Annotated in this window: 12 protein-coding genes; 8 read left to right on the top strand and 4 right to left on the bottom strand. The window is 69.5% G+C overall.

Annotated features, from left to right (window positions below; all coding sequences use genetic code 11):
* Positions 1–6: 6 nt before the first annotated feature.
* From AB0436_RS02010 to AB0436_RS02000, 3 genes are read right to left on the bottom strand one after another with little or no spacing between them, the layout of a single operon-like run.
* Positions 7–849 carry a phosphatase PAP2 family protein gene (locus AB0436_RS02010; protein WP_366465687.1) on the bottom strand — a complete coding sequence of 281 codons (843 nt, stop codon included), beginning with the start codon at positions 847–849 and terminating at the stop codon, positions 7–9.
* A gap of 16 nt (positions 850–865) precedes the next feature.
* Complete coding sequence (locus AB0436_RS02005; protein WP_366465686.1) at positions 866–1,912, bottom strand: LacI family DNA-binding transcriptional regulator; 1,047 nt, start codon at positions 1,910–1,912, stop codon at positions 866–868.
* Positions 1,913–1,937: 25 nt separating this feature from the next.
* Complete coding sequence (locus AB0436_RS02000; RefSeq protein WP_366465685.1) at positions 1,938–3,557, bottom strand: glycoside hydrolase family 13 protein; 1,620 nt, start codon at positions 3,555–3,557, stop codon at positions 1,938–1,940.
* Positions 3,558–3,847: 290 nt separating this feature from the next.
* On the opposite strand from AB0436_RS02000, the gene AB0436_RS01995 reads away from it, so the two are divergent.
* From AB0436_RS01995 to pulA, 6 genes are all read left to right on the top strand, one after another.
* Positions 3,848–5,119, top strand: coding sequence for an extracellular solute-binding protein (locus AB0436_RS01995; protein ID WP_366465684.1), 1,272 nt, complete (start codon positions 3,848–3,850; stop codon positions 5,117–5,119).
* A gap of 124 nt (positions 5,120–5,243) precedes the next feature.
* Positions 5,244–6,245, top strand: coding sequence for a sugar ABC transporter permease (locus AB0436_RS01990; protein WP_366466123.1), 1,002 nt, complete (start codon positions 5,244–5,246; stop codon positions 6,243–6,245).
* A 35-nt stretch (positions 6,246–6,280) separates the two neighbouring features.
* Positions 6,281–7,192 carry a carbohydrate ABC transporter permease gene (locus AB0436_RS01985; protein ID WP_366466122.1) on the top strand — a complete coding sequence of 304 codons (912 nt, stop codon included), beginning with the start codon at positions 6,281–6,283 and terminating at the stop codon, positions 7,190–7,192.
* Between the two features lie 62 nt (positions 7,193–7,254).
* Positions 7,255–8,907, top strand: coding sequence for a glycoside hydrolase family 13 protein (locus AB0436_RS01980; protein ID WP_366465683.1), 1,653 nt, complete (start codon positions 7,255–7,257; stop codon positions 8,905–8,907).
* Positions 8,904–9,926 carry a LacI family DNA-binding transcriptional regulator gene (locus tag AB0436_RS01975; protein WP_366465682.1) on the top strand — a complete coding sequence of 341 codons (1,023 nt, stop codon included), beginning with the start codon at positions 8,904–8,906 and terminating at the stop codon, positions 9,924–9,926. Before AB0436_RS01980 ends, AB0436_RS01975 begins: the two co-directional genes overlap by 4 nt.
* A 348-nt stretch (positions 9,927–10,274) precedes the next feature.
* Positions 10,275–15,563, top strand: coding sequence for a pullulanase-type alpha-1,6-glucosidase (gene pulA, locus AB0436_RS01970; protein ID WP_366466121.1), 5,289 nt, complete (start codon positions 10,275–10,277; stop codon positions 15,561–15,563).
* 4 nt (positions 15,564–15,567) lie between these two features.
* On the opposite strand, the gene AB0436_RS01965 is transcribed toward pulA, so the two are convergent.
* Positions 15,568–16,077, bottom strand: a complete 510-nt coding sequence (locus AB0436_RS01965) for a GNAT family N-acetyltransferase (RefSeq protein ID WP_366465681.1) — start codon at positions 16,075–16,077, stop codon at positions 15,568–15,570.
* Positions 16,078–16,128: 51 nt separating this feature from the next.
* On the opposite strand from AB0436_RS01965, the gene AB0436_RS01960 reads away from it, so the two are divergent.
* Both AB0436_RS01960 and AB0436_RS01955 read left to right on the top strand, forming a co-directional pair.
* Complete coding sequence (locus AB0436_RS01960; RefSeq protein ID WP_366465680.1) at positions 16,129–16,479, top strand: 5-carboxymethyl-2-hydroxymuconate Delta-isomerase; 351 nt, start codon at positions 16,129–16,131, stop codon at positions 16,477–16,479.
* 46 nt (positions 16,480–16,525) lie between these two features.
* Positions 16,526–17,215, top strand: coding sequence for a DUF4230 domain-containing protein (locus tag AB0436_RS01955; RefSeq protein ID WP_366466120.1), 690 nt, complete (start codon positions 16,526–16,528; stop codon positions 17,213–17,215).
* The last annotated feature ends 16 nt before the right edge of the window (positions 17,216–17,231 follow it).

Genomic DNA, 17,231 nt, shown 5'->3' with positions numbered 1-17,231 from the left:
CTCCGCTCAGCCGGACGGCCCCGAAGGGGCCGCTGCCGGCCTCCGGCCGACCCGGTCGCCGGCGGCAGCGACCCGTGGGCCCGGCGATCCCGGCAGCCGTGGCAGGCGATACGGCAGTGCCGCGTACCACCCGTACGAGAGCGCCACCCCGAAGGACAGGCACAGCACCCCGCCCACCGCGTCCAGCCAGAAGTGGTTGGCGGTGGACACGATCACCAGCAGGGTCGTCGCCGGGTACAGGAGGCCGAGGACCTTCACCCACGGCGTGGCCGCCAGGGCGAAGATGATCAGCCCGCACCAGAGTGACCAGCCGATGTGCATGGAGGGCATCGCCGCGTACTGGTTGGACATGTTCTTCAGGTCGCCCGAGGCCATCGAGCCCCAGGTGTGGTGCACCAGGACCGTGTCGACGAAGTGGCCGCCGTTCATCAGCCGGGGCGGGGCCAGCGGGAACAGGTAGTAGCCGACGAGGGCCACCGACGTCGTGGCGAACAGGGCCAGACGGGCCGCCGCATAGCGGCCGGGGTGGGAGCGGAACAGCCAGATCAGGACGCCGATCGTCATGATGAAGTGGAGCGTCGCGTAGTAGTAGTTCATGGTGACGATCAGCCAGGTCACCGAGTTCATCGTGTGATTGATGCTCTGTTCGACCGCGATGCCCAGCGCGTGTTCGGTGCGCCAGACCCAGTCCGCGTTGCGCAGCGCCGCCGCCCTCTGCTCCGGCACGGCGTTGCGGATCAGCGAATACGTCCAGTAGCTCACCGCGGTCAGCAGCACTTCGAGCCAGATGCGCGGCCGTCCGGGAGACCGGAGCCGGTGGATGTAGGACGTACGGGGTCCGTGGGTCATGTTGAGCGGCTTGCCTTTACGAAGTACGCGACACGGCCCCGGAATCGGATCCTGGGCCCGAAGCGGTCGAACCACGGACCACGAGCTCCGTCATGAAGACGAATTCGCTGTGCGGCGCGGGCGTGCCGCCGACCTCTTCGAGGAGGGCGCGGACAGCGGCCTGCCCCATGGCGGTGACCGGCTGCCTGATGGTCGTCATGGGCGGGTCGGTGAACGCTATCAGTGGGGAGTCGTCGAAACCCACCACCGAGATGTCGCGCGGCACGTCGAGTCCCAGCTGCCGGGCGGCCCGTATCGCGCCGAGCGCCATCATGTCGCTGGCACACACCACGGCCGTGCAGCCGGCCGAGATCAGCGCGGACGCGGCGGCCTGGCCGCCCTCCAGGGTGTAGAGGGAATGCTGGATCAGCTTCTCGCTCTCGGCCGGAGCGAGACCGAACCGGTCCTGCATCGCGGCCTGGAAGCCCTCTATCTTGCGCAGTACCGGCACGAACCGCCGGGGGCCGAGTGCGAGACCGATCCTGGTATGACCCAGCGAGGCGAGGTGGGTGACCGCCAGCCGCATCGCGGCCCGGTCGTCGGGAGAGATGAACGGTGCCTGCACCTTCGGCGAGAAACCGTTCACCAGGACGTACGGAACGCCCTGGGCGCGCAGCTTCTCGTACCGCTGCATGTCGGCCGTGGTGTCCGCGTGCAGCCCGGACACGAAGATGATGCCCGAGACCCCGCGGTCCACCAGCATCTCGGTGAGCTCGTCCTCGGTGGAGCCGCCCGGGGTCTGGGTGGCGAGCACCGGGGTGTACCCCTGACGGGTCAGGGCCTGACCGATGACCTGGGCCAGCGCCGGGAAAATGGGGTTCTCCAGCTCCGGGGTGATCAGCCCGACGAGCCCCGCGCTGCGCTGACGCAGCCGCACGGGACGCTCGTAGCCGAGCACGTCGAGTGCCGCGAGTACGGATTCGCGGGTGGCCGCCGCGACCCCCGGTTTGCCGTTGAGCACCCGGCTGACCGTCGCTTCACTGACCCCCGCCTGGGATGCGATGTCGGCAAGCCGTGCGGTCATGGGACTGGACTGTACCGGGCGCATGTCAGATTGCCCACCAGGTGCAGGAATCGCCGGGAATGCGCACCGAATCACCGGCGACGACGGGCGCCGACGTGGCGAGCAGCGGCTTGCCCGGGGTGGGCAGTTCGGCCGCCGTGGCAAGGGTGTTGAGCGTGCAGACCAGGCCCGGACGGCCGAAGGCCAGTACGCCGTCGGGGGCTTCGAGCCACCGCATCGGTCCCGCCGCCAGGCCGGCCAGGCGGCGCCGCAGCGCCAGCGCGCCGCGGTACAGCTCGAGCGTGGAGTCCGGGTCACCGGACTGTGCCGCGACGGAACGGCTGCGCCAGCTCGTCGGCTGCGGCAGCCATCCCGGTCCGGGCCCGAAGCCGTACGAGGGGCCGTCCTCGGTCCACGGGATCGGCACCCGGCAGCCGTCCCTGAGACCCTCCTGCCCGGCGGTCCGGAAGAAGGACGGGTCCTGGCGGAGTTCGTCGGGCAGATCGGTGACCTCGGGCAGCCCCAGTTCGTCGCCCTGGTAGATGTACGTCGATCCGGGCAGCGCCAGCATCAGCAGCGCGGCGGCGCGGGCCCGGCGCAGACCGGTGGCGCCGCCGCCGTACCGCGTCACATGGCGTACGACGTCGTGGTTGGACAGCACCCAGGTGGTGGGCGCGCCGACGGACGCGGTGGCGGCCAGCGATTCGTCGATCACCGCGCGCATCGCGGTCGCGTCCCAGGGACACCGGAGGAACTGGAAGTTGAAGGCCTGGTGCAGTTCGTCGGGGCGCACGTACAGCGCCAGCCGCCCGGCGGACGGGGCCCATGCCTCGGCGACCCCGATGCGTTCCCCCGGGTAGGAGTCGAGCAGGCGACGCCAGGAGCGGTGGATCTCGTGCACACCGTCCTGGTCGAAGAAGGGCAGCGTCTGCGAGCCGATCATCTTCGCCTGCTCGCGGGCGCCGATGTCCGGCAGCCCCGCGGCCTTGACCATGCCGTGCGCGACGTCGACGCGGAAGCCGTCGACGCCGAGGTCCAGCCAGAAGCGCAGCACCGCGTCGAACTCCTCGCGGACCTCGGGGCTGTCCCAGTTGAGGTCGGGCTGCTGGGGGGCGAAGAGGTGGAGGTACCAGTCACCCGCCGTGGTGCGCGTCCAGGCCGGCCCACCGAACACCGACTCCCAGTCATTCGGGGGGAGTTCGCCGTTTTCACCCCTTCCCGGGTGGAAGTGGTAGCGCGCCCGCTCGGGGCCGCCGGCCAGTGCCGCTTCGAACCAGACGTGCCGGTCCGAGGTGTGGTTGGGAACGACATCCACGATCACCCGCAGTCCGAGCTCATGTGCGGTCCGTACCAGCTCCTCCGCATCGGTGAGGTCACCGAAGAGCGGGTCGACGGCCCGGTAGTCCGCGACGTCGTAGCCGCCGTCCGCCTGCGGCGACGCGTAGAAGGGGGTGAGCCAGACCGCGTCCACGCCCAGGCCCGCGAGATACGGCAGCCGGTCCCGGATGCCGCGCAGGTCGCCGATGCCGTCACCGTCGCTGTCCGCGAAGGACCGCACATAGACCTGGTAGATCACGGCGTCCCGCCACCATCCGGCCCGGCCTGCGGGCGCCGGTGCCGGTACGGGTGCGGGCGCGGCAGCTGTGGTGGTGAGCTCCTGCGTCATGGGTGGTCCCCTTCGGAAGGCATGCACGTACGGGATCAACGCTGGCTGACTCCGAAATTACCAGCCTTGCAAGAGCTTGCGGAACTGATTGCCGCCCCGTCGGTGATACTTCCTGGTGTTCGGAGCCCAGGTTGACAAGGGTCGCTACGGCAACCGTGCGGACACGCTGCGATAACGAAGACCGCTTCTTGCAGAAAATCTCCGCAAGGTCTTTCGGTCTTCTTTCATCCTTGTTACGTTCCTCGACAACCCGGCGCCGTGATGGAGCGGCACCTGTTGAAGGAGTTCACATGCGACGTGGCATAGCGGCCACCGCTCTGGTAGCGACCCTGGCGCTCGCGGCGACGGCTTGCGGCGGCGACAGCGGCAGCGGCAAGTCCGACGGACCTGTCACCATCACCTGGTGGGACACCTCGAACGCGACGAACGAAGGCCCGACCTACAAGGCACTCGTCAAGAAGTTCGAGAAGGCCAACCCGGACATCAAGGTCACCTACGTCAACGTCCCGTTCGACACGGCGCAGAACAAGTTCACCACCGCGGCCGGCAGCAAGGGCGCCCCTGACGTCATGCGCTCCGACGTCGGCTGGACGCCGGGCTTCGTGAAGTCGCAGTTCCTGGCCCCGCTGGACGGCACCCCCGCGGTCGCGTCCGCCGGCGGGATCGACCCGACGCTGCTGAAGCAGGCCCAGGTCGACGGCAAGCAGTACGGTGTTCCGCTGGTCACCGACACCCTCGGGCTGCTCTGGAACAAGGACCTGCTGAAGAAGGCCGGTTACGACAAGGCGCCGACGACCCTCGCCGAGGTGAAGGCCGTCGCCAAGGCCGTCGAGTCCAAGACCGACGCCGAGGGCTTCTGGCTGCACGACGACTCGTACTACCTGATGCCGTTCCTGTACGGCGAGGGCACCGACATGGTCGACGCCGGAGCCAAGAAGATCACGGTCAACAGCGCCCCCGCGGTCAAGGCCGTCACCGAGGCCAAGGACCTCCTGCACGCGCCGGGTGTGCACAAGCTCGACGTGACCGCCAACAAGTACGCGAACATGCAGGACGCCTTCGTCAACGGCAAGGTCGCGATGATCGTCCAGGGCCCCTGGGAACTGACGAATATCTACAAGGGCGCGGCCTTCAAGGACCCCGCCAACCTGGGGATCGCCCCGGTCCCGGCCGGCTCCACCGGCACGGCGGGCGCCCCGCTCGGCGGCCACAACCTGGTCGCCTACGCCGGTCAGGACGCCCAGCACCTGAAGGCCTCGGAGAAGTTCATCGGCTTCATGACCTCCGCCGCCACCCAGACGGAGATCACCCTCAAGAACGGCACGCTGCCGACCCGCTCGGACGCCGTCACCCCGGCCGTCCAGAAGGAGCCGGGCGTCTCGGAGTTCCAGGCGCTGCTCAAGAACGGCAAGGCCCGCCCGGCGCTGCCCGAGTACAGCTCGCTCTACGCGGACCTGCTGACCAACTACACGGAGATCCTGCAGGGCAAGTCCAGCGTGCAGAGCGGTCTGGACGCCACCGCCAAGAGCTACAAGAAGCTCCTGCCGGACTTCACCGACTGACCGTCGACCGGCCCGCCCGCCCCGGTTCCGGACCGGGGCGGGCGGGCGTCCGGCTCGGAGTGCCGCCGCCACGCGGCAGCGCAAGCAGAAGCAGCAGAGCAGCAGACTCGAGAAGGTGTCCAAGATGACCGTCGCCGTGCAGGGCGGGTCCGTTCAGGGCGGGGCCGGCCGGGGCCGGTCCGGCCCGATCGGCCGGATCAAGAAGTCGTACAACAAGCATTGGTACGCCTGGGCCATGGTGGCCCCGGTCGTCCTCGTCCTCGTCGCGCTGGTGCTCATCCCGCTGATCCGCGGCATCTACCTCACCTTCACGGACGCCACCAGTGAGAACGTCGGGCGCACCATCGGCGTCAACCACATCCCCGACTCGTTCAAGTGGGTCGGCCTCCAGCACTACCAGGAGATCCTGTCCGGCGCCGACGGCCAGTTCTGGCCGCACTTCGTCTGGACGATCTTCTGGACCGCGGCCTGCGTGACGCTGCACTACGGCATCGGGCTCTCGCTCGCCATGATGCTCAACCGCAAGATGCGCGGCCGCACCGTCTACCGAATTCTGCTCATCCTGCCGTGGGCCGTCCCCACCTTCGTCACCGTCTTCTCCTGGCGGCTGATCCTCGCCGACGACGGCGGCATCCTGAACACCGTGTTGGGCGCCATGCACCTGCCCGAACCGGGCTGGCTGAGCGACACCACCTGGCAGCGCGTCGCCGCCATCGGGGTCAACACCTGGGTCGGGGTGCCCTTCATGATGCTGTCGCTGCTCGGCGGCCTGCAGGCGGTGCCCGCCGAACTGTACGAGGCGGCCGAGATGGACGGCGCCACCCCCTGGCAGCGCTTCCGCCACATCACCCTGCCGGGCCTGCGCCCGGTCAGCGCCACGGTGATCCTGCTCGGCACCATCTGGACGTTCAACCAGTTCAACGTGATCTTCCTGCTGTTCGGTGCCACCGGCGGCGAGGACACCCAGATCCTCATCACCTGGGCCTACCGGCTCGGCTTCGGCCAGACCCCCCGCGACTACGCGGGCGCGGCGACCTACGGCGTACTCGTCCTCTCCATGCTCATCGTGTTCGCCACCTTCTACCGGCGCTGGCAGGCCCGCGGCGAACAGGCAGTCCTCCGGTGAACGCAGCGACCCACGACGAGAAGGCAGGCACCCCGATGAGCGTCACCACCGCCGGCCGCACGGCCGCCCCGGCAACCGCCGCACCGAAGACCCGCACCGGCCGGGTGCCCCTGCAACGCGGAGAGCGCAGCAGGGCCGCATCCGCCCTGCTGCACGGCGGCCTGATCCTCGCCAGCTTCATCGCGGCCTTCCCGGTGATCTGGATCGGCTGGATCTCGCTCGGCCCGGACAAGACCGACTTCCTGCACCCGGGCGCCATCGCGGGCAAGATGAGCCTTTCGAACTACTCGTTCGTTCTCGAACACACCGACTTCCTCAAGTGGTTCGCCAACTCCGTGATCGTCTCGCTCGGTACCACCGTGCTCGGCGTGTTCATCGCGGCCAGCTCCGGCTACGCGGTGTCCCGGATGCGCTTCCCCGGCCACCGCCAGCTGATGTGGACCTTCCTGGTCACCCAGATGTTCCCCATCGCGATCCTGATCGTGCCGCTCTACAACATCCTCGCCAACCTCGGTCTGCTCGACACCTACTGGGCGCTGATCCTGGCCTACTGCACCACCGCCGTGCCGTACTGCGCCTGGCTGCTCAAGGGCTACTTCGACACCATCCCCATGGAGATCGACGAGGCCGGCCGGGTCGACGGGCTCACCCCCTTCGGCACCTTCTACCGGCTGATTCTCCCGCTGGCCAGGCCCGGCCTCGCGGTCGCCGCCTTCTACACCTTCCTGACCGCCTGGGCCGAGGTCGCCTTCGCCTCCACCTTCATGCTCAGCTCGGACAAGTACACGCTGGCCGTCGGCCTGCAGACGTACATCAGCGAGCACGACACCCAGTGGAACCTGATGGCGGCCACCTCGGTGCTCATCGCGCTGCCCGCGGCGGTCTTCTTCTACCTGGTCCAGCGCCACCTGGTCAGCGGACTGGCGGCCGGCGCCGCGAAGTCCTGACCCGCCCTCGACTCGCACGCACCACCACTCATCTGCCCCCACCCCGTACTCCAAGGGATGACATGACCCAGCACCTCGCTGCTCCCACCGGCCACTCCACGCCCGGCACCCACACCGGATGGTGGCGGGACGCGGTGATCTACCAGGTCTATCCGCGCAGCTTCGCCGACGCCAACGGTGACGGCATGGGCGACCTCGAAGGTGTACGCAGCCGGCTCCCGTACCTGCGCGACCTCGGCGTCGACGCCGTCTGGCTCTCCCCCTTCTACGCGTCACCGCAGGCCGACGCCGGTTACGACGTCGCCGACTACCGGGCCATCGACCCGATGTTCGGCACCCTGCTCGACGCCGACGCCCTGATCCGCGACGCCCATGAGCTGGGCCTGCGGGTCATCACCGACGTGGTGCCCAACCACTCGTCGGACCAGTACGAATGGTTCAAGCGGGCCCTCGCCGACGGCCCCGCCTCGCCGCTGCGCGACCGCTACCACTTCCGCGAAGGCAAGGGCGAGAACGGCGAACTCCCGCCCAACGACTGGGAGTCCATCTTCGGCGGGCCTGCCTGGACCCGCACCCCGGACGGGGCCTGGTACCTGCACCTCTTCGCCCCCGAACAGCCCGACCTCAACTGGGAGAACCCGGCCGTCGCCGACGAGTTCCGCTCCATCCTGCGGTTCTGGCTCGACATGGGCGTCGACGGCTTCCGGGTCGACGTGGCACACGGCCTGGTCAAGGCGGCAGGGCTGCCCGACATCGGCGGCACCGAACAGCTCAAGCTCCTCGGCAACGATGTCATGCCCTTCTTCGACCAGGACGGCGTCCACCAGATCTACCGCTCCTGGCGCCGGATCCTCGACGAGTACCCCGGCGAGCGGATAGCCGTCGCCGAAGCCTGGACCCCGACCGTCGAGCGGACCGCGAACTACGTCCGCCCCGACGAACTGCACCAGGCCTTCAACTTCCAGTACCTGGGCACCCCCTGGGACGCCGACCGGCTGCGCGAGGTCATCGACGTCTCGCTGGCCGCGATGCGCCCGGTCGGCGCCCCCGCCACCTGGGTGCTCTCCAACCACGACGTCACCCGGCACGCGACCCGCTTCGCCAACCCGCCCGGCGGCACCCAGATCCGCACCCCGGGCGACCGCGAACTCGGGCTGCGCCGCGCCCGCGCGGCCACCCTGCTGATGCTGGCGCTGCCCGGCTCGGCGTACGTCTACCAGGGCGAGGAACTCGGCCTGCCCGATGTCACCGACCTGCCCGACGAGGTGCGCCAGGACCCGTCGTTCTTCCGCGCCGCCGGCCAGGACGGCTTCCGGGACGGCTGCCGGGTCCCGATCCCCTGGACCACCACCGGATCCTCGTACGGCTTCGGCGCGGGCGGCAGCTGGCTCCCGCAGCCCGACAGCTGGTCGGGTCTCAGCGTCGAGGCGCAGACCGGCGACCCCGACTCCACCCTGGAGCTGTACCGCAGCGCGCTGGCGCTGCGCCGGGAGCTGCCCGGACTGGGCGCGGGAGACCGGGTCGACTGGCAGCCCGGCCTGCCCGCAGGCGTGCTGGCCTTCGCCCGTCCCGGCTTCGTCTGCACGGTCAACACGACGGGCGATGCGGTACGCATCCCGGCGCCCGGCCGGGCCGTGCTCGCCAGCGCCGAAGTGACGGCAGGCGGCGCGGAGTTCGTACTCCCCCCGGACGCCACCGTCTGGTGGGCGGTGTGACGGCGCCTCCCCGGCTGGCGCACATCGCGGCCCAGGCCGCCGTCAGCGAGGCCACGGTCAGCCGGGTGCTCAACGGCAAGCCGGGCGTCGCGGACACCACGCGCCAGCGGGTGCTCGCGGCGCTCGACGTGCTGGGCTACGAGCGCCCGCTCCGGCTGCGGCAGCGCAGCGCCGGCCTGATCGGTCTGGTCACCCCGGAACTCACCAACCCGATCTTCCCGGCCTTCGCGCAGGCCGTCGAGCAGGGTCTGGCCGGGCAGGGCTACACGCCGGTCCTCTGCACCCAGATACCGGGCGGCGCGACCGAGGACGAACTCGTCGAGCAGCTGGTGGAGCGCGGCGTGGGCGGCATCGTGTTCCTCTCCGGGCTGCACGCCGACACCGCGTCGGACCCCGCCAGGTACGCCGGGCTGACGGAACGCGGGGTGCCGTTCGTGCTGATCAACGGCTACAACGAGCGGATCAGCGCCCCCTTCGTGTCGCCCGACGACCATGCGGCGGTCCACATGGCGGTGCGCCACCTCGCCGATCTCGGCCACCGCCGGATCGGCCTGGCGGTCGGCCCGCCGCGCTACGTACCCACCCGCCGCAAACGCGACGGCTTCATCGACGCGGTGGCAGCCCATCTGGGGCAGCCCCGCGAGGAGGCCGAAGTCCTCATCCGGCACACCCTGTTCAACGTCGAGGGCGGCCAGGCGGCGGCCGGCGAGCTCTTCGACCAGGGGTGCACCGGCATCGTCTGCGGCAGCGACCTGATGGCACTCGGCGTGGTGCGGGCGGCCAGGGAACGCGGTCTCGACGTGCCCGACGACATCTCGGTGGTCGGCTTCGACGACTCGCAGCTCATCGCCTTCACCAACCCGCCGCTCACCACCGTGCGTCAGCCGGTGCAGGCGATGGCGGCGGCGGCGGTGGGCGCACTGCTCGAGGAGATCGGCGGAAACCCGGTCCAGCGCACCGAGTTCGTCTTCCAGCCGGAACTGGTGGTGCGGGGCTCCACGGCCCGCCGGGCGGCCTGACCGGCCGGCTCGCGGGAGCGGAACGCAGCAGAAGGCCCCGGGGCCCGCCCAGGTCGGGCCGGCGGGGAGATGGCCCCGGGACCTCTCTGCGTGCGCCGAATCTAGCGTGCCACAGCACCCTTCTGCAATAACTTGCGCAAGCTGTGCCGACCAGGAACCACAGGTCCTGCCGAAAGGGTTGACCGGTGGGTCGGCTGCTCGTACGGTCTGCTGCGCAACGGCCTTGCATTCTTGCAGCAAGGAAATTCAGTCCGGACCCGGCGGCAACTCGGCCGGGACACGGCGCCTTGCCGCCCTACCGAGGAGAGCCCTTCCGTGAGCCCGTCCCTGCGAAGAATCGCAGCCGCCGTGGTGTTCGCGCTCTGCGCGGCGCTCGCGCCGGCCATACCGTCGGCGGCTGCCGCCCAGGCGCCCGCGCCGCCTTCGGACGCCAAGCTTGCCTCCGTACCCGCACGGCACGACGCCACGCGTGAGCAGTTCTACTTCGTCATGCCGGACCGCTTCGCCAACGGAGACACCGCCAACGACCGGGGAGGGCTCACCGGCTCGCGGCTCCAGACCGGTTACGACCCCACCGACAAGGGCTTCTACCAGGGCGGGGACCTCAAGGGGCTCACCAAGAGGCTGGACTACATCAAGGGGCTCGGGACGACCGCCATCTGGATGGCGCCGATCTTCAAGAACCGCCCGGTGCAGGGCACGGGAAAGGACGCCTCGGCCGGCTATCACGGTTACTGGATCACCGACTTCACCCAGGTCGACCCGCACTTCGGCACCAACGCGGACCTGACGAAGCTGATCGCAGTGGCCCACGCCAAGGGCATGAAGGTCTTCTTCGACGTCATCACCAACCACACCGCCGACACCGTCGACTACGCCGAGCAGCAGTACGGCTACCGCTCCAAGGGCGCGTACCCGTATCTGGACACGGACGGACGGCCCTTCGACGACCGCACCGGCATGGGCGAAGTCGACGCGGGCTCGTTCCCGTACACGCCCATGGTGGGGCAGCAGCCCGGCGAGCAGAAGGTGCCCGCCTGGCTCAACGACCCCACGATGTACCACAACCGGGGCGACTCCACCTTCGCCGGCGAGAGCGCCGAGTACGGCGACTTCTCCGGACTCGACGATCTGTGGACCGAGCGGCCCGAAGTGGTCCACGGCATGGAGCAGATCTACGAGAAGTGGGTCCGCGACTTCGACATCGACGGCTTCCGGATCGACACGGTCAAGAACGTCGACCTGGACTTCTGGACCCAGTGGGCCACCGCCCTCGACGCCTACGCGGCCAAGCACGGCCGCCCCCGCTTCTTCCTCTTCGGCGAGACCTACTCCTCGGACACCTCGGTCACCTCGCCCTACGTGACCCGGGGACGGCTCGACGCGACGCTCGACTTCCCGTTCCAGGACGCGGCCCGGCAGTACGCCTCGCAGGGGGCACCCGCATCGAAGCTGGCCTCGGTCTTCGCCGACGACTACAAGTACACGACCGACAAGGCCAACGCCTACGAGCAGGTGACCTTCCTCGGCAACCACGACATGGGGCGCATCGGCTCGTTCATCGCCCAGGACAATCCCAAGGCCGACGACGCCGAGCTGCTGAAGCGCGACGAGCTGGCCAACGACCTGATGTTCTTCTCCCGGGGCAACCCGGTCGTCTACTACGGCGACGAACAGGGCTTCACCGGCGCCGGCGGCGACAAGGACGCCCGGCAGACCATGTTCGCCTCGAAGACCGCCGACTACCTCGACGACGACGAACTGGGCACCGACCGGACCCAGGCCTCCGACGCCTACGACCCGACGCATCCGCTCTACCGGCAGATCGCCGCCCTGTCGAAACTCACCAAGGAGCACCCCGCCCTGCGCGACGGTGTGCAGACCGAGCGGTACGCGGCGGACTCCGTCTACGCCTTCTCGCGGACCGACACCAAGCGGCTCGACGAGGACGTGGTCGCGGTGAACAACGCCACCACCGCCAAGACCGTCGAACTCCCGGTCGGCTCGGCGAGCATGAACTACCGGGTGCTGTACGGCGGTTCCGGCACCGTCCACAGCGGCGCCGACCGGAAGATCACGGTCACCGTGCCCGCCCTCTCCTCGCTCGTGCTCGAAGCGGCCAAGCCCCTCTCCAGGCCCGCCACCAGGCCCTCGCTCACCCTCAGGGCCCCGGCCGCCGGCGCCACCGGCACTGTGGAGATCAGCGCGGACCCGGCCGGCGGACAACTCAACCGGGTCGTCTTCGCCGCTCAGACCGGCACCGGCAGGTGGCAGACGCTCGGCTCCGCCGACCACCCGCCGTACAAGGTCACCCAGTATCTGGACGACAAGGTCACCGCGGGAACCGCCCTGCGCTACAAGGCCGTGGTGATCGACAGCGCGGGCCGCACCGCGAGCGCACGCGCGACCACTACCGCGGGCCAGGCCCCGCCGCCCGCGAAACCGGTGGCCGTCGAGCGCGACTACGCGGTCGTGCACTACCGGCGCACCGACCAGGACTACGACGGGGTACAGCTGAAATCCGGCGACAGCACCGCCGGCTTCACCGGCCGCGACGCCTACGGCGCGTTCGCCTGGGTGAAGGTCCCCGAGGGCGCCGACTCCGTTCCGTACACCGTCGAGAAGAACGGTACGGCGGACGGACCGCAGCGCTCCGTCGACCTGGCGAAGACCGGCGAGGTCTGGATCGCTCAGGGCTCCGACGCACAGAGCGACACGGCCCCGGACGGCGCCTACCCGCCGCAGGACACGACCAAGGCGGTCCTGCACTACTACCGCGCCGACGGCGACTACGACGGCTGGGGCCTGCACACCTGGACCGGCGCCGCCGACCCCACCGACTGGTCCAAGCCGCTGCAGCCGGTGAAGAAGGACGCATCCGGCGTGACCTTCGAGGTACCGCTCGCGGCCGGCGCCACCGCGCTCAGCTACATCATCCACAAGGGCGACGAGAAGGACCTGCCCACCGACCAGTCCCTGGACCTGGCCACCTACGGCCATGAGGTATGGCTGCTCGGCGGGCAGCAGAAGTACCTGTTGCCGCAGACCGGCGCCGTGCCCACCCTGGACCTCACCAAGGCCGAGGCGCAGTGGATCGACCGCGACACCGTGGTCTGGAAGGTGAAGGCGACCGCCGCCACCAGCGAGCAGTTGGTGTACGCACCCGACGGCGGCATCCGGACCGTCGACGGCGCCCTCTCCGACGAGGGCCGGTGGCTGCGGCTCGAACCCTCCGCGCTGACCGACGCGCAGAAGACCAAGTACCCGCACCTCAAGGACTACCCGGCGTTCACCGTCGACCAGCGGGACCGGGACAGGGTCCGCGCATCGCTGAAGGGGCAGCTCATCGCCACCCAGCGCGCGGCCAACGGCGCCCTGCTCTCCGCCACCGGGGTGCAGACCCAGGGCGTGCTCGACGACCTGTACAGCCCGGCCGCCGCCAACGCATCCCTCGGCCCGGTCTTCCACCACGGCCGGCCCACCCTGTCCGTCTGGGCGCCGACCGCCCACTCGGTCTCCCTCGAACTCGACGGCAGGACCGTCCGCATGAAGCGGAACCCCGCCAGCGGGATCTGGTCGGTCACCGGCAGTCGCAGCTGGACCGGGAAGCCGTACCGCTACGTCGTCAAGGTGTGGGCGCCGAGCGTCCAGAAGCTGGTCACCAACAAGGTCACCGACCCCTACTCCACCGCACTGACCACCGACTCGGCCCGCAGCCTGGTCGTCGACCTCAGCGACCCCGCGCTCGCGCCCAAGGGCTGGTCCACCCTGAAGAAGCCCGCCGCGGTGCCGCTCCGCGACGCCGAGATCCAGGAGTTGCAGATCCGCGACTTCTCGATCGCCGACCCCACGTCCAAGCACCCCGGCGAGTACCTGGCCTTCACCGACAAGAACTCCGACGGGATGCGGCACCTGGCGCAGCTCGCCTCGTCCGGCACTTCCTACGTCCACCTGCTGCCGGCCTTCGACATCGGCACGATCCCGGAGAAGAAGTCCGAGCAGTCGGTACCCACCTGCGACCTGAAGGTGTACGCACCCGACTCCGAGTCCCAGCAGGCCTGCGTGGCCGAGGCCGCCGCCAAGGACGCCTTCAACTGGGGCTACGACCCCCTGCACTACACGGTTCCCGAAGGCTCCTACGCCAGCGACCCCAACGGCACCCGCCGCACCGTCGAGTTCCGGCAGATGGTCCAGGGCATCAACGGGGCCGGCCTGCGGACCGTCATGGACGTGGTCTACAACCACACGGTGGCCAGCGGCCAGGCCGACAAGTCCATCCTCGACAAGATCGTCCCGGGCTACTACCAGCGGCTCCTGGACGACGGCACGGTGGCCACCTCCACCTGCTGCGCGAACACCGCGCCCGAGAACACCATGATGGGCAAACTGGTCGTCGACTCGATCGTCACCTGGGCCAAGCAGTACAAGGTCGACGGCTTCCGCTTCGACCTCATGGGCCACCACCCCAAGGCCAACATCCTGGCCGTCCGCAAGGCACTCGACGCCCTGACCCCCGCCAAGGACGGCGTGGACGGAAAGAAGATCATCCTCTACGGCGAGGGCTGGAACTTCGGCGAGGTCGCCAACGACGCCCGGTTCGTCCAGGCCACCCAGCAGAACATGGCCGGCACCGGCATAGCCACTTTCTCCGACCGCTCACGCGACGCGATCCGCGGCGGCAGCCCCTTCGACGAGGACCCCGGCGTCCAGGGCTTCGCCTCCGGCCTCTACACCGACCCCAACGGCTCGACCGCCAACGGCACCCCCGCGGAACAGAAGGCCCGACTGCTGCACTACCAGGACCTGATCAAGGTCGGCCTCACCGGCAACCTCGCCGCCTACACCTTCACCGACTCATCCGGCGCGAAGGTCAAGGGCTCGGACATCGACTACAACGGCGCCCCGGCCGGATACGCGGCAGCTCCCGGCGACGCGCTCTCCTACGCCGACGCCCACGACAACGAATCCCTCTACGACGCACTCACCTTCAAACTCCCCAAGTCGACCGGCGCCGCCGACCGATCCCGTATGCAGGTGCTCGCCATGGCCACGGCGGCACTCGCCCAGGGGCCGTCGCTCTCCCAGGCCGGTACGGATCTGCTGCGCTCCAAGTCCCTGGACCGCAACTCCTTCGACAGCGGCGACTGGTTCAACGCCGTCCACTGGGACTGCCGGGACGGCAACGGCTTCGGCCGCGGGCTGCCCCCGGCCGCCGACAACCAGGCCAAGTGGCCGTACGCCAAGCCGCTGCTCGACACGGTGAAGCCGGCCGGCTGCGCCACCATGCCGGAGACCTCCGCCGCCTACCAGGACCTGCTGAAGATCCGCACCACCGAACCGGCCTTCAGCCTCGCCACGGCAGGCCAGGTCCAGTCGGCCCTCGCCTTCCCGCTCTCCGGCAAGGACGAGACCCCCGGCGTGATCACCATGCGACTCGGCAACCTGGTGGTGGTCTTCAACGCCACCCCGGACAGCCGGTCCCAGACGGTGCCGGACCTGGCGGGCACGGCGTACACCCTGCACCCGGTGCAGGCACACGGCGCGGACCGCACCGTGCGGTCCGCCTCATACGCCCGCCCCACCGGGAAGTTCACCGTCCCGGCGCGCACGGTGGCCGTCTTCAAGGCGGCCCACTGACGAATCAGCCCAGGGATTTCTCCAGCAGGATCACCACGTACTTCCGTCCGTCCCTGGCGACCTTGTCGGGGAACTCGCCCACCACCCGATATCCCGAACCCTCGTAGTACCCGCACAGCCAAGGCGCACAATCCAGCCTTGCCCGCCCACGCCCGGCAGCGGCCATCCGCTGCTCGGCGTGGGCGAGGAGTATCCGGCCGGTGCCGGGCGGTGCGTACCTGCGGTCGACCATCAGCCGGTGCACATACCCCGCGACCGGCGGCTGCACGCCCCAGGCCTCCTCGTCGTCCCACCACAGCTCGTACGCGCCGGCGAGGTGCTCACCCGCCTCGGCGAGCCACACCTCGCCCTCCTTCATCCGGAGCAGAAAGTGCTCGGCGTCCTTCTCTCCCGGCTTCCACTGATCGAGCTCACGGCCCTGCATCCAGCGAGCCGCCCGGTCGTACATCGCGGCCAGGTTCTCGGCGTCTTCGCTGTCCGCCATGCGGAAGGTGAGTTGTGCGGTCATGGTCATCACAGTAAAGGTGGGCACTGACAGTCATCCTCAGGGACCCAGGAGCCAGCCATGCCGCAGATCACCGTCGAGTACTCCGAGTCCCTGCGGGACACCTTCGACCGCCGGGGCTTCGCGCTGGCGCTGCACCCTGTGGTGGTCGAGACGGTCGCCGCCAAGATCCCCGCCTGCAAGACCCGCTTCGTCGCCGCCGAAGACTTCGTCCCCGGGGACGGCGCGGAGCAGGACGCCGCGATCGTCCACGTCGGTGTCGCCCTGCTGCCCGGCCGCACGGACGAGGCGAAGGCCCGGCTCTCCGAGGCGGTGCTCGGGCTCGTGGAGCAGCACCTGAAGCCGGCGGACCGCCCGCTGCACATCTCGGCGGAGGTACGCGACCTGGACGTGTCCTACCGCAAGCGCTGACCGCGCCGCCGGAGTGTTCATGAAGTCCCGGGGGAACCCGGACTTCATGACGCAGACCGATCCGTCGCAGACCGAACCTCCGCTGACGCGAGAGCACACGCGCCCCCGGCAGTCCTTATGGATCAAGGTGCCGGTGGCGCTGGCAGCCGTACTGGCCCTGCTCTTCGCCGGCAGCAGGCTCGACCTGCTGCCGGGTCTCGGTGACGTCTTCGGCGAGAAGACGACGGACCGCTCCGGACCGGCGCTGCTGAAGTCGATCCAGGACATGAGCCGCTATGAGGCCGCATCCGGGAACTTCCAGGTGGTCGTCGACCTGGAGAAGGACACCAAGTTCCTGCCGGACGCGATCCGCGGCTCCCGGGTGCTGTACGTCGGCGCCGGCACCGTCGGCTCGTACGTGGACCTCGGCAAGGTGGCCCAGGGCAACGTCACCGTCAACAAGGACCGGACCACGGCCACCCTCCGGTTGCCGCATGCCGTACTGGGCAAGCCGGCGATCGACCCGGACCGTTCGTACGCCGTCTCCAAGCAGCGCGGCCTGCTCGACCGGCTCGGCGACTTCTTCTCCGACAACCCGAACAACGAACACGCCGTGCAGAAACTCGCCGCGCAACACATCGCCGAGGCGGCCAAGGACAGCGGACTCGCCGGGCGCGCGGAGAAGAACACCACCAGCATGCTCCAGGGCCTGCTGCACTCCCTGGGCTTCAGGCAGGTGTCGGTCGTCTACGGCTGACCCGACCGGCCGTTAC

It is taken from the genome of Streptomyces sp. NPDC051322, assembly GCF_040689485.1.
Taxonomy (GTDB): domain Bacteria; phylum Actinomycetota; class Actinomycetes; order Streptomycetales; family Streptomycetaceae; genus Streptomyces.
This window is presented reverse-complemented; position numbering and strand designations above follow the sequence as displayed.

Excerpts from the sequence above, each read along its gene's own strand:
- AB0436_RS02010 (WP_366465687.1), bottom strand. The coding sequence starts at position 849 with ATGACCCACGGACCCCGTACGTCCTACATCCACCGGCTCCGGTCTCCC.
- AB0436_RS01960 (WP_366465680.1), top strand. The coding sequence starts at position 16,129 with ATGCCGCAGATCACCGTCGAGTACTCCGAGTCCCTGCGGGACACCTTC.
- AB0436_RS02000 (WP_366465685.1), bottom strand. The coding sequence starts at position 3,557 with ATGACGCAGGAGCTCACCACCACAGCTGCCGCGCCCGCACCCGTACCG.
- AB0436_RS02005 (WP_366465686.1), bottom strand. The coding sequence starts at position 1,912 with ATGACCGCACGGCTTGCCGACATCGCATCCCAGGCGGGGGTCAGTGAA.
- AB0436_RS01955 (WP_366466120.1), top strand. The coding sequence starts at position 16,526 with ATGACGCAGACCGATCCGTCGCAGACCGAACCTCCGCTGACGCGAGAG.
- AB0436_RS01985 (WP_366466122.1), top strand. The coding sequence starts at position 6,281 with ATGAGCGTCACCACCGCCGGCCGCACGGCCGCCCCGGCAACCGCCGCA.
- AB0436_RS01980 (WP_366465683.1), top strand. The coding sequence starts at position 7,255 with ATGACCCAGCACCTCGCTGCTCCCACCGGCCACTCCACGCCCGGCACC.
- AB0436_RS01990 (WP_366466123.1), top strand. The coding sequence starts at position 5,244 with ATGACCGTCGCCGTGCAGGGCGGGTCCGTTCAGGGCGGGGCCGGCCGG.
- AB0436_RS01965 (WP_366465681.1), bottom strand. The coding sequence starts at position 16,077 with ATGACCATGACCGCACAACTCACCTTCCGCATGGCGGACAGCGAAGAC.
- AB0436_RS01995 (WP_366465684.1), top strand. The coding sequence starts at position 3,848 with ATGCGACGTGGCATAGCGGCCACCGCTCTGGTAGCGACCCTGGCGCTC.